Source organism: Rhizobium sp. BE258 (genome assembly GCF_031457345.1).
Taxonomy (GTDB): Bacteria; Pseudomonadota; Alphaproteobacteria; order Rhizobiales; family Rhizobiaceae; genus Rhizobium.
The window spans coordinates 989,280-1,001,643 of sequence record NZ_JAVDWL010000002.1; the positions used below are offsets into that span (position 1 = coordinate 989,280).

General features: G+C 61.9%; 13 protein-coding genes and 1 other RNA gene. 5 read left to right on the top strand and 9 right to left on the bottom strand.

Features of this window, described 5'->3' with window-relative positions; genetic code table 11:
* Positions 1-51: 51 nt before the first annotated feature.
* From J2X43_RS10185 to rimP, 3 genes are read right to left on the bottom strand one after another with little or no spacing between them, the layout of a single operon-like run.
* Positions 52-738, bottom strand: a complete 687-nt coding sequence (locus J2X43_RS10185) for an RNA-binding protein (RefSeq protein WP_112539904.1) — start codon at positions 736-738, stop codon at positions 52-54.
* Positions 738-2,342 (bottom strand): transcription termination factor NusA, encoded by a 1,605-nt coding sequence (gene nusA / locus J2X43_RS10190; RefSeq protein WP_112514285.1) that lies wholly within the window; start codon positions 2,340-2,342, stop codon positions 738-740. Before nusA ends, J2X43_RS10185 begins: the two co-directional genes overlap by 1 nt.
* A 60-nt stretch (positions 2,343-2,402) precedes the next feature.
* On the bottom strand, positions 2,403-3,008 hold the full coding sequence (gene rimP, locus J2X43_RS10195; protein ID WP_112385013.1) for a ribosome maturation factor RimP: 606 nt from the start codon (positions 3,006-3,008) through the stop codon (positions 2,403-2,405).
* Positions 3,009-3,257: 249 nt separating this feature from the next.
* Here rimP and J2X43_RS10200 point away from each other — a divergent pair, with 249 nt between their 5' ends.
* Positions 3,258-4,889, top strand: coding sequence for an MFS transporter (locus J2X43_RS10200; RefSeq protein ID WP_310293651.1), 1,632 nt, complete (start codon positions 3,258-3,260; stop codon positions 4,887-4,889).
* 11 nt (positions 4,890-4,900) lie between these two features.
* The gene (locus tag J2X43_RS10205; protein ID WP_310293653.1) at positions 4,901-5,350 is read left to right on the top strand and encodes a GNAT family N-acetyltransferase; all 450 of its coding nucleotides are present in this window, start codon (positions 4,901-4,903) and stop codon (positions 5,348-5,350) included.
* Between the two features lie 3 nt (positions 5,351-5,353).
* On the opposite strand, the gene J2X43_RS10210 is transcribed toward J2X43_RS10205, so the two are convergent.
* Together J2X43_RS10210 and recR are read right to left on the bottom strand one after the other, a co-directional pair.
* Positions 5,354-6,568: a lytic murein transglycosylase gene (locus J2X43_RS10210; protein ID WP_405049585.1), complete on the bottom strand. Its 1,215-nt coding sequence runs from the start codon at positions 6,566-6,568 to the stop codon at positions 5,354-5,356.
* A 51-nt stretch (positions 6,569-6,619) separates the two neighbouring features.
* Positions 6,620-7,225: a recombination mediator RecR gene (gene recR / locus J2X43_RS10215; protein WP_112539896.1), complete on the bottom strand. Its 606-nt coding sequence runs from the start codon at positions 7,223-7,225 to the stop codon at positions 6,620-6,622.
* 57 nt (positions 7,226-7,282) lie between these two features.
* On the opposite strand from recR, the gene J2X43_RS10220 reads away from it, so the two are divergent.
* A complete protein-coding gene (locus J2X43_RS10220; protein WP_310293658.1) occupies positions 7,283-7,900 on the top strand; it encodes an MOSC domain-containing protein in 618 nt (205 codons plus the stop codon).
* A gap of 2 nt (positions 7,901-7,902) precedes the next feature.
* Here the strand turns inward: J2X43_RS10220 and J2X43_RS10225 are convergent, their stop codons facing one another.
* The 4 genes from J2X43_RS10225 to ffs form a co-directional block, all read right to left on the bottom strand.
* Positions 7,903-8,514 carry a LysE family translocator gene (locus J2X43_RS10225; protein WP_310293787.1) on the bottom strand — a complete coding sequence of 204 codons (612 nt, stop codon included), beginning with the start codon at positions 8,512-8,514 and terminating at the stop codon, positions 7,903-7,905.
* 30 nt (positions 8,515-8,544) lie between these two features.
* Entirely contained in the window at positions 8,545-8,868 is a 324-nt protein-coding gene (locus tag J2X43_RS10230; RefSeq protein ID WP_310293660.1) for a YbaB/EbfC family nucleoid-associated protein, read from the bottom strand.
* A 22-nt stretch (positions 8,869-8,890) separates the two neighbouring features.
* Positions 8,891-10,762 (bottom strand): DNA polymerase III subunit gamma/tau, encoded by a 1,872-nt coding sequence (locus tag J2X43_RS10235; protein WP_310293662.1) that lies wholly within the window; start codon positions 10,760-10,762, stop codon positions 8,891-8,893.
* Positions 10,763-10,808: 46 nt separating this feature from the next.
* Positions 10,809-10,905: signal recognition particle sRNA small type (gene ffs / locus J2X43_RS10240), an RNA gene on the bottom strand.
* Between the two features lie 89 nt (positions 10,906-10,994).
* On the opposite strand from ffs, the gene J2X43_RS10245 reads away from it, so the two are divergent.
* Positions 10,995-11,405 (top strand): HIT family protein, encoded by a 411-nt coding sequence (locus J2X43_RS10245; protein WP_310293664.1) that lies wholly within the window; start codon positions 10,995-10,997, stop codon positions 11,403-11,405.
* A complete protein-coding gene (gene nudC, locus J2X43_RS10250; RefSeq protein WP_112385003.1) occupies positions 11,402-12,361 on the top strand; it encodes an NAD(+) diphosphatase in 960 nt (319 codons plus the stop codon). The genes J2X43_RS10245 and nudC overlap by 4 nt, the downstream gene beginning before the upstream one ends.
* The last annotated feature ends 3 nt before the right edge of the window (positions 12,362-12,364 follow it).

The window sequence follows — 12,364 nt, forward strand, 5'->3', positions numbered from 1 at the left end:
CAATCAAATACAGTCGATCAATGATGGGCCGGCATCTGCCGGTCGCCCGTATCATTGTTTTTGCCGGCCCGCGCTGTCCGGTGCCCGGGACTGACCGCTGTTACGGTACTGCTCAAGCATCTTTGCGCGCTTCACTACACCCTCACCCGCCTGCCCTGCAAGCACTGCGGCATGGATAAAAGCATTCTCGCCCATCACCCCTTCCATTTCGCTCTCCGAGAAGAGACGGAAGGAAGGTATTTCTTCCTCGGTTTCCATTCCAAGGTGCCAGGCCTTGCGGGCCTGGTCTATTTTTCGCACGCCATCGTCGGCCGCACCGGTCGAATGGAACACCGCAAGGGCTGCTCCGCTTCTGACCGCGGCATCCACTTTCGCGGAGCCGGTAACGAACTGACCGGCCTTGCGGGCCATGTTCATCATCTGCATCAACTGCTTGGCGAGCAGCCGGTCGACGGTCTCGCCGAGATCAGCCGCAGCCTTCACATCCGCCTTCAAGGCGCGGGCGAAGGTCTTCTTCGCCACCGCCTTGTCGACCAGCGTGCGGTCGATCTTTACCCAGCATCCGCGTCCCGGAAGCTCGCGCTTCAGATCGGCGATGACGGTGCCATCGGGAGCGGCGACAAAGCGGATCAGCTCATCCGGCGATCCGCTTTCGCGCGTCACGATGCACATGCGGCCGTTCACGTCATAACCTGCAAGATCATCATCCTCAGGAGATGTGTCCGGCTGCGCGGTCATTACGCTTCCTGCTCGGCAGCATCGGCCTCAACAGGCTCCGCATCCTTCGCAAGGTCGTCCTCGGTGATCCAGCCAACCGCGAGGCGGGCCTGAACGACCATCTGTTCTGCTTCGACGCGGGAGATGTCGAACTTCGAGAACAGACCCTCGAACTTCTTCGTCTCGCCGTTCTTGCGCTCGCTCCAGCCGACGAGATCGTCAGCTGCGCAGCCTGCAAAGTCTTCCATCGTCTTGATGCCGTCTTCGCCGAGCGCGACCATCATCTGTGCGGTCATGCCTTCGATCTGGCGAAGATCGTCGGAGACGCCGAGCGACTTGCGCTTCTCGTCCATCTCGGCTTCGAGCTTTTCGAGGAATTCGCGGGCGCGGGTCTGGATTTCCTGCGCCGTGTCTTCGTCGAAGCCGTCGATCGAGGCGATTTCGTCGAGATCGACGTAAGCCAGTTCCTCAACGGCAGCAAAGCCTTCGGAGGCCAGAACCTGGCCGACCATTTCATCGACGTCGAGCGAGTCCATGAACAGGTTGGTGCGCTCGTTGAATTCCTTCTGACGGCGCTCCGACTCTTCGGCTTCCGTCATGATGTCGATATCCCAGCCGGTCAGCTGCGATGCGAGGCGAACGTTCTGACCGCGGCGGCCGATGGCGAGCGAGAGCTGCTCATCCGGAACCACGACTTCGATGCGCTCTGCATCTTCGTCAAGAACGACCTTGGCGACTTCAGCCGGTTGCAGGGCGTTGACGACGAAGGTCGCCGGATCCTGCGACCACGGAATGATGTCGATCTTTTCGCCCTGAAGCTCGCCGACGACGGCCTGAACGCGCGAACCGCGCATACCGACGCAGGCACCGACCGGATCGATCGACGAGTCGTTCGAGATGACGGCGATCTTGGCGCGCGAACCCGGATCACGGGCGACCGAGCGAACCTGGATAATGCCGTCGTAGATTTCAGGCACTTCCATGGTGAAGAGCTTCACCATGAATTGCGGATGGGTACGCGACAGGAAAATCTGCGGGCCACGCTGTTCGCGGCGAACGTCGTAAACATAGGCGCGGACGCGATCGCCGTAGCGAACGTTTTCGCGTGGGATCATTTCGTCGCGGCGGATAATGCCTTCGCCACGGCCTAGATCGACGATGACGTTGCCGTATTCGACGCGCTTGACGGTGCCGTTGACGATTTCGCCGGTGCGATCCTTGAACTCGTCGAACTGGCGGTCACGCTCGGCTTCGCGAACCTTCTGGACGATGACCTGCTTGGCAGACTGCGCAGCGATACGGCCGAAGTCCATCGGCGGCAGCGGATCGGCAATGAAATCGCCAAGGGCTGCATCGGGGTTGCGGTCGCGGGCCAGTTCCAGCGGGATCTGCGTGGAATAGTCTTCGGCCTTCTCGACGACTTCGAGCAGACGCTGAAGGCGGATTTCGCCGGTCTTCGGATTGATGTCGGCGCGGATATTCGATTCCGAGCCGTAACGGGAGCGTGCAGCTTTCTGGATCGCATCGGCCATTGCGGCCAGAACGATTTCGCGGTCGATGACTTTTTCGCGCGCCACTGCATCTGCGATCTGCAGAAGTTCGAGGCGGTTCGCACTGACTGCCATTGTTTTATCTCTCCGTCTCGGCTTTCCGGGTTCCCGTCCCTGGAGCCTGTAGTTGATCGGTTATTCCTGGTCTTCCGCTTCGTTCTGGTTCGCGGCTTCCGACTTCGCTGCCTTGTCGGCGCGAAGCGCATCGCGGATCAGATCGTCGGTCAGGATAAGCTTGGCTTCGGCCAGAGCCGCGAAGGGGATTTCCACCTTCTGCTCTTCGCCATAGGCAACCTGGTCACGCTCAAGCGTGAAGCCATCTGCATTCGATTCCAGTATCTTGCCACGGAACCGCTTGCGGTTGCCGATCATGATCGACGTATCGCACTTCAAAAGGTGTCCCTGCCAGCGGACGAAATCCGACTTGCGCACCAGCGGACGGTCGATACCGGCCGAAGACACTTCGAGATGATACTCCCGATCGATCGGATCTTCCACATCCAGAACCGGGGAAACAGCCGTCGAGACCGCTTCGCAGTCCTGAACGGACATGGTTCCGTCATTACGCTCGGCCATGATCTGCAGCGTCGCGCCGTTCTGATTGAGCATCCGGACGCGGATCAGGCGGAAGCCCATACCGACAAGCACTGGTTCGATGATGTCGGCAAGGCGCTGGTCAAGCCCGGTCTCGGTAATCAGCCGTGGCTCAAGTTCGTTTTCTGCGGTTGTCTGATCCGACAAGCGGCGCGCTCCTAGCAAATTTCAAGCATTTTGGATGATCGCGCTAATAAAAAAGAGCGGGTCCTTGCGGCCCACTCTTCATCACACGATCAAGAATTTGAGTGGCATATAGGCCCGTTTTTCTGAAATTGCAAGCTCCGGCGCCAAATGCGCCAAGGCTGCAATCCTTCGCTGGCCTCAGGCACGCTTCGCCATATATTGGGCGGGAATAGAACAAGACAAGCCGGAGCAAATCCGGGCGGAGGGAACGTGCCGTCGAATTCTTCCACGCTGGCGCCGCTGAAACACGAAACATACCGCCGGATCTGGTTTGCGAGCCTGGCGTCGAACTTCGGCGGGCTGATCCAGGCGGTCGGCGCCGCATGGATGATGACGACCATCACCGCCTCGGAAGACATGGTGGCGCTGGTGCAAACCTCGACAGCGCTGCCGATCATGCTCTTCTCGCTGATCTCGGGCGCGCTCGCCGACAATTTCGACCGGCGCCGGGTGATGCTGACGGCGCAGGTCCTGATGCTCGTTGTCTCGGCGATCCTGACGGTCTTCGCCCTTTTCGGCTGGATCACGCCCTGGCTTCTGCTGTTGTTCACCTTCCTCATCGGCTGCGGCACGGCGCTCAACAACCCCTCCTGGCAGGCGTCGGTCGGCGACATGGTGCCGCGCGCCGATCTGCCTGCCGCCGTGACGCTGAACAGCATGGGGTTCAACATGACCCGCAGCGTCGGCCCTGCGATCGGCGGGGTCATCGTGGCGGCAGCCGGTGCGGCGGCCGCCTTTGCGGTGAACGCTGTCAGCTATCTGGCGCTGATTTATGCACTGATGCGCTGGAAACCCGCTCTTCCCACCTCGACGCTGCCGCGTGAAAGCCTTGGCAGCGCGATCTTTGCAGGCCTGCGCTATATCTCCATGTCGCCGAACCTTGAGAAGGTTCTGGTGCGCGGCTTCACGTTCGGTGTCGGCGCCAGCTCGGTGCTGGCGCTGCTTCCGATCGTCGCGATCGACCTCGTCTCGGGCGGGCCGCTGACCTACGGCTTCATGCTCGGCTCCTTCGGCATCGGCGCGATCGGCGGCGGGGCGCTGAACGCCCGGCTTCGCGATGCACTGAGCAGCGAGATCATCATCCGCTACGCTTTTTCCGGCTTTGCCGTGAGCATGGCAATCACCGCCGCCAGTCCCTTTGCGGTGCTGACCTGCGCCGGGCTGCTGGTATCGGGCGCCTGTTGGGTGCTGGCGCTGTCGCTGTTCAACACAATAGTCCAGTTGTCGACCCCGCGCTGGGTGGTCGGGCGGGCGCTCTCGCTTTATCAGACGGTGACCTTCGGCGGGATTGCCGGCGGCAGCTGGTTCTGGGGGATCGTGGCAGAGCGCTTCGGCGTCTCGAATGCGCTCTATGGGTCTGCAGCGGTAATGGTGATCGGCGTGCTGATCGGCTTCCGCTTCTCGATGCCGGCCTTCGCCTCGCTCAATCTCGACCCGCTCAACCGGTTCGTCGAACCGGCGCTCGGGCTCGATATCACGCCGCGCAGCGGGCCGATCGTCATACAGGTCGATTATCAGATCAGCGACGAGGACCTGCCGGAATTCCTGAAGCTGATGGGCGAACGGCGGCGCATCCGCATTCGCGACGGCGCCCGCGCCTGGGCGCTGATGCGCGATCTCGAGAACCCCGGCATCTGGACGGAGACCTATCACACCCCGACCTGGGTCGAATATATCCGCCACAACCAGCGGCGCACGCAGGCCGATGCGGAAAATACCGACCGGCTGCGCAACCTGCATCGCGGCGCCGATCTGCCGCATGTACACCGGATGATCGAACGCCAGGCGATCCCACCCTCCGACGACGTCTTTCACAAGGCGCCGATCGATATCCATCACTAGAGGGCGGTAAGATGTTCAGACGAGCCAGGGAAAGCGATCTCCCAGCGATCATTGCCATGCTCGCCGATGATACGTTGGGACGCAGCCGCGAGGTGGTCTCCGATCCCGTTGACGAGCGCTACCTTGTTGCCTTTGCTGCGATCGTTGCCGACGAGAACCAGCTGCTTGCCGTCGCGGTCGATGCCGACGACCAGCCGGTTGGCTGCCTGCAGCTGACGTTCATTCCGGGGCTTTCACGCAGGGGCATGTGGCGCGGACAGATCGAGAGCGTGCGGATCACCGAAACGGAGCGCGGCACCGGACTTGGCACACGCTTCATCAAATGGGCGATCGGCGTTTGCCGGGACCGTGGCTGCAAGCTCGTGCAGCTGACATCAGACAAGTCGCGGGCCGATTCCATCCGCTTCTATGAAAGGCTTGGCTTCATGGCGAGCCACGAGGGCATGAAGCTTACTCTCTGAGGCCTATTTCAGTTTGCCCTTCATCGACGCTTCCGGATAGCAGGTCGGCTTTTCGCCGTTCTTGACCTGCCACTGGCCGATCGAACGGCGGGTCTTGTAGCCCGGCAAGCCGTCGGAACCGCCGACATCGTAGCCCTGGCGCTCCAGCGCCTTCTGCATGGCAGCGACATCCGAGCGCAGCATCTTGCCGACATCGCCCCAGGCGCCCTGGAAACCACCCGCTCCATAGGCGATCCGATCGGCCAGGTTGCCGATATAGAGCCCATAGAGATCGGAATTGTTATATTCCTTGATGACGTAGAAATTCGGCGTGACGAGAAATTCGGGGCCGTCGCGGCCGGCCGGAACCAGCATCATCCCGTCGGCCTTCAGCTCGGATGAGGGAAAGCCCTTGCCCGAGATCCTGGCTATTCCGAGCGATGCCCATTGCGACAGCGGCTTGGCGAGATCCGGCCCCTCCTGGGCACAGGAGACGGCGGCGGGGATCGTGACTTCGAAGCCCCAGTCGCGGTCGCGCTGCCAGCCCTTCTTGACCAAATAGTTGGCGATGGATGCCAGCGTATCCGGCACCGAGGTCCAGATGTTGCGGTGGCCGTCGCCATCGAAATCGACGGCATATTTCAGGTAGCTTGTCGGCATGAACTGCGGCTGGCCGAGCGCGCCTGCCCAGGAGCCCTTGAAATCGGCCGGCGCCACATCGCCGCCATCGATGATGTGGAGTGCCGCAATCAGTTCGGTGCGGAACATCTCCTTACGCGTCGACATGAACGCCTTCGTCGCCAGCACCTGGATCGCCGAGTTCGGGATCTTCGCGGCGCCGAAGCCAGTCTCGCGGCCCCAGATGGCCAGCACGATCGATCCCGGCACGCCGTAGGTCTTTTCGATCCGCTTCAGCGTCGAGGCATATTGCGAGGCAAAGCCGCGGCCTGTCATGGCGAGCTTGCTCAGACGCTCCTCGTTGAAATAGGGCGCAGGCGAGGAAAATTCGGCCTGTGTCTGCTTGCGTTCCTTCGGCGGCGGAAAGCCTGGAGGTGCCAGATCCGGAAGATCCCAATTCAGCTCGACGCCGGCGAAAGCGGCCTGAAATGTCTTGGCAGAAATGCCGTTCTTTTCGGCTTCCGGGCGCAGTTCGGTCTGCACCCATTTCTCGAACTGCGCCTCGACGGCAGCCTTCGAAGGCGCGGCGGAGGCGGGAAGATGAAACGATGCGGCAAGCATCGCCGTCAGGATCGAAAGGCGGATGATCGTCTTCACCTCAGGCATTCCCCCTCAAATGACCGTTCGTGCCCGAAGCGCGGCCGCCAATGTGCCCTCGTCGAGATAATCGAGCTCGCCGCCGACCGGCACGCCATGCGCCAGCCGGGTGATCTTGACGTCCAATCCGGTGAGCTGATCCGTTATATAGTGTGCTGTTGTCTGACCCTCGACGGTGGCGTTCACCGCGATGATCAATTCGCGAACGCCGCCTTCGCCAAGCCGCTCGATCAGCCCGCGGATGTTCAGATCATCTGGGCCGACGCCATCCAGCGGCGACAGCGTGCCGCCGAGAACGTGGTAGGCGGCATTCATCGCGCCGGCGCGCTCTAGCGCCCAGAGATCCGATACATCCTCGACGACGATGATGACCGACTGGTCGCGGCGATCATCGGTGCAGACGGTGCAGGGATCCGAGGTATCGACATTGCCGCAGCGCGAGCAGACCTTCACCTTGTCATAGGCATCGCCCATGGCATGGGAGAGAGGACCGAGAAGCTGGTCCTTCTTCTTGATCAGATGCAGCGCCGCGCGGCGCGCCGACCGGGGGCCGAGGCCCGGCACTTTCGCCAGAAGCTGAATGAGTTTTTCGATTTCGGGGCCGGTGACTCGCTTTGCCATGCGCCGTTCTTAGCCCATATGTCGTCAAAACGGAATCGCGGAAGGATTGCTGCCGCCATGAAAATCAGTGCGGTCTGTACCGGCAGCGCCGAACGGCTGCCGGGCAAGAAATACAAGACCGGAATCTTCAAGCAGCCTGTCAACGGCGCCGTGATGATCGATGCGGAAGGGCTGGTCGGCGACGCGATCTGCAATCGCACCTATCATGGTGGTGCGGATCAGGCTGTTTATGTCGAGGGATCGCGGACGCTCGACTGGTGGAGCGGCGAACTCGGTAAACCGGTCACGCCGGGTACCTTCGGCGAAAACCTCGTCATCGAGTGGCTCGACAATCGCGATGTTGCCGTGGGCGACAGGTTCATCGCAGGCGATCTTGTTCTGGAAGTAACGTCCGCCCGTATTCCCTGCGCGACCTTCGCCGCGAAGATGGAAGACCCACGCTTCGTCAAGCGCTACACCAAGGCCGGGCGGCCAGGCATCTATTGCCGGGTTCTTGCCGGCGCGATCGTCGAGGCGGGAATGCCGGTGACCTATCAGCCGTTTTCAGGCGCCAGGGTGACCATGCCTGAAATGATGGAGACGTTCGGGAAAAAGCTTTCGCCCGAAGACCGGGAGCGGTATCTCGCAGCACCCATTCACTACAAGCTGCGGGCTCTGCTCGAGGCGCAGGCCTGAGATCAGCGCGTGGCGATCGCCATCGCGGCACCGGCCATCGTTGCGGCACTCGCCCGATTGGCGATCCGCACCGCGCGAGGGCTCTTCAGGAAGCCGCGGGCTTTTGCGGCCAGGAACATCCAGCTGAAATCGACGATCGCCAGCACCACGATCAGCGTTACGGCAAGCTCCGCCCAGCCGCCGAAGGAAACGGCGCGGATGTCGATGATCGATGGCAGAAGGGCGATGTAGAACATCATGATCTTCGGATTGCCGAGCGCGATCGCCAGACCCGTCAGAAACATCCGGCTTCGCGAGCGGGCCTGCGGAAGCTCCTCTTCCTCGACATCAGGTCTTGCGAACCACATTTTCCAGGCGAGGTAGAGGAGATAGAGAATGCCGAGCCATTTGATGACGACAAAGGCGTGATAGAAGGTTTCGGCAATGGCCGAGAGGCCGGCGATGGCGCAGGTCAGCCAGATCGCATCACCCGCCCACATGCCGAAGAGGAAGGGCAGCACATCGCGCGCGCCCTTCGAGATGACGCGGGCAACGAGCGCCGCAACGCTCGGGCCGGGCGTGCCGGCGGCGATGAAAAGGGCGCCGGCAAATACCAGCAGGGCCGTCAGCGTCATCATAAAGGCTTCCTCCCGGGCTCAGCTTGATCAGAACGGCATCTTGAAGCCGGGCGGGATCGGCAGGCCGGCGGTCAGCGCCTTGGTCTTTTCAGCCGTGACGGCCTCGGCCTTGTCCTTGGCATCCTTGTGGGCGGCAACGATCAGGTCTTCGAGGATTTCGACGTCGTCTTCCTTGAACAGGGACGGATCGATCTTCAGGCTCTGCATTTCGCCCTTGCCGTTGAGGACAACGGTGACCAGTCCGCCACCGGACTTGCCTTCGGCCTTGAGCTCGGCGAGCTCCGCCTGCATCTGCTCCATCTTGGCCTGCATTTCCTTGACTTTGCCCATCATTCCCATGAGGTCGCGCATCGTCTTTTCCTTCTCTGAAAGTCTAGAATTCTATGTCGTCGCCCGGCAGGATGTCGCCATCTTCGGATTCGGCGACGGCGGGCGGCTTGATATCGCCCTCTTCCTCCGGCTCCGGCGCCCGGACGCGGACGTCGATAATCTTGGCGCCCGGAAACTGCGCGAGGATCGCCGCCACATCCGGGTCCTGGCGGGCATCGCTGACCTGCTGTTCCTTGGCCCGGGCCTCGGCTTCGACCATGGTCGGATCGCCGGGCTCGCGGCTCAGACTAACGATCCAATGGATGCCCGTCCATTCCTTGAGCTTGACCGCCAGTTCATTGAGCAGCGTTGCCGGAGCGCCGTCCGTCAGATTGACATCCAGGCGGCCGGGATCGACCCGGACAGGACGCACGAAGGTGCGGACCAGCGCCTTGATCTTTGCATCGCGCTTTTCGCCGGCCAGATTGACGATATCGGCAATCGAATTCACGGCAACCAGCGGCTTCGCCGCTTCGCTAGGCTTGGTCTCGAGACGACCGGCCTGCATCGGCTGCGGATCCGGGTTCGGAACGGCGCGCAGCATCGCGGTCGGGCCATTCGGCTGCGGGCGCGGCGCAGTTTCCGGTGCGCGTGCCATCGCTGCCGACTGATAGGAGACAGTCGCGCCTCCGCCATTGCCCGAGGAACCCGGTGCCGGGCGGCCGGAGCCGCCGCCATTATCTGAAAATTCGGCAAGCCTGCGGGCCGCATCTTCGGGTGCCGGCAGATGCGCGGCATGGGCAAGGCGGATCAGCACCATTTCGGCCGCACCCGCCGTGCGCGATGATGCCTCGGCTTCCGGAATGCCCTTCAGCAGCATCTGCCAGATGCGCGACAGAGTGGTCACCGCCACGCCCTGGGCGAATTCCGCTGCCTTGGTGCGCTCGACCTCGCTCAGAGACGGATCGTTGGCGGCATCAGGCACGTATTTCAAGCGGGTGACGAGATGGGTGAAGTCGGCAAGGTCCGTCAGAACGACAACAGGATTGGCGCCCGCCTCGTACTGTGCCTGAAACTCGTTCAGCGCCGAGGCGACATCGCCCTTCACCACATGCTGGAAAAGATCGACGATGCGGGCTCGGTCGGCAAGACCGAGCATGCTGCGGACGGCTTCCGCCTGCACGGCACCGCCGCCATGGGCAATGGCTTGGTCGAGCAACGAAAGGCCATCACGCGCCGAACCTTCGGCAGCGCGGGCGATCATGGCGAGCGCATCGGGCTCGGCCTCGATGCCTTCCTTCGACGCAATCGTCGTGAACAGGCCGACGAGATCCGAGGCGCTGATGCGGCGCAGATCGAAGCGCTGGCAGCGCGACAGGACAGTGATCGGAACCTTGCGGATCTCGGTGGTCGCGAAGATGAACTTCACATGCTCCGGGGGCTCCTCGAGCGTCTTCAGCAGCCCGTTGAAGGCTGCCGTAGAGAGCATGTGCACTTCGTCGATGATATAGACCTTGTAGCGCGCCGAAACCGGGCGGTAGCGCACCTGCTCGATGATCTCTCTGATATCGTCGATGCCGGTATGCGAGGCGGCGTCCATCTCGATCACATCGACATGGCGGCCTTCCATGATTGCCAGGCAGTGTTCGCCGGGCACACGCAGATCGATCGTCGGCTTGTCGATCTCAGCGGTCTTGTAATTCAGGGCACGTGCCAGAATGCGCGCCGTCGTCGTCTTGCCGACGCCGCGAACGCCGGTCAGCATATAGGCTTGGGCGATGCGGCCGGTCTCGAAGGCGTTGGTCAGGGTGCGGACCATCGGCTCCTGGCCGACCATCAGGTCCGTGAAATCCTTGGGGCGGTATTTGCGTGCCAGCACCCGGTATCCGGTGCCCGTCGAGGCGGCATCTTGTGATTGTCGCTCGGTGTCGCTCATCGCCCTGCTTGGCGCCCGGAATCCCGGGCAAAGGATGGAGAGAAGGGTGGGAGGCTGGCACGATGACCCGTGCCGGGCTCGTTAGGGCTGCTTCCTTCCGGACCTGACCCGGTTGGCGAGTGGCTCGTCCACCACCAACCTCCCGGATGCACATATCGGCAATATCGTCATCAAAAGCAAGCCAAGCTCAAAAAAAACTGCTAATCATTGGAAAACAATGGAGGAATGCCCGTTGACGGATTTCGCGCTCGACCCCCGGCTCGAAAAAGACAGCATCAGCGTCATGCAGACCGGCCTTTGCGATCTCAGATTATCGAAGGACGCACGCTGGCCCTGGCTGATCCTGATTCCGCGCCGCGCCGGGATCACCGAGATTTTCGAATTGACGCCGCTCGATCAGGTGATGCTGACATTCGAGACCGAGGTGGTGGCCAGCGCGCTCAAGAAGCTGACCGGGGCGACAAAAATCAATGTCGGGGCTCTTGGCAATATCGTCCGCCAGCTTCATGTTCATGTCATCGCCCGCTTCGAAGGCGATGCCAATTGGCCGGGTCCGATCTGGGGTTTCGGCACGGCCGAGCCTTATGAGGACGGGAAGCGGGAGCAGTTCATAGCGACATTGCGGGAAGCCCTTTCATCATGAGTTCTTCAATTTTCGATACGGACGTTCCGCATCCGGAGCCGAGCAACCTCACCGCCTTCGCCGCCAACGACCTGAACCGTGATTCCGAACACCGCGACGAGAAATCGGTCGAAACGGCGCTGGCGAAGGAAGGCACGCATATCTTTGCCTTTGCCAAGGACAAGCTGGTCCTGAAGCATGATGGCCAGGTGCTGGACCCGCTCTTTGCCCGCTACGAATTGCAGGAACTGCAGCCGCATTGGGACGAGACGATCCTGCTCGGCTACCGCAAATCCGGCGAACCGCGGCTGGCCGTGCCGGTCGGCGTGCCGGAAGAGCAACTCGAAAGCCACTACAAACCGGCTGATGGGCGCACGCTCTATCGCGATCAGCTTGTCGACGAGGTGCTGCTCGGCGAATTTGCGCAGGCCGCAAGCCTGATCCGCTGGAACGGCGACAACAAGTTCTGCGGCCGCTGCGGCGGCAGCATGGAGCAGAAGATCGGCGGCTACAAACGCGTCTGCACCGCCTGCGAACACATGATCTTTCCGCGCACCGACCCCGTCGTCATCATGCTGACGATCGACGAGAAGCGCGATCTCTGCCTGCTTGGCCGCGGACCGCATTTCGCGCCCGGCATGTATTCCTGTCTCGCCGGCTTCGTGGAGCCCGGTGAAACCATCGAGAACGCCGTGCGCCGCGAGACGCTTGAGGAATCCGGCATCAGAACCGGGCGCGTCCGCTATCACGCCTCCCAGCCCTGGCCGATGCCGCATACGCTGATGATCGGCTGCTATGCCGAGGCGAAATCCAGCGAGATCACCCGCGACGAAGCCGAGCTTGAGGATTGCCGCTGGTTTACACGAGAGGAAACGATCGAGATGCTCGAACGCCCCGGCGCCAACGGCCAGGCCTCTCCGCCGAAAGGCGCCATCGCCCACCGCCTGATGCGCGACTGGGTGGAGTGGAAGCGATAGGCC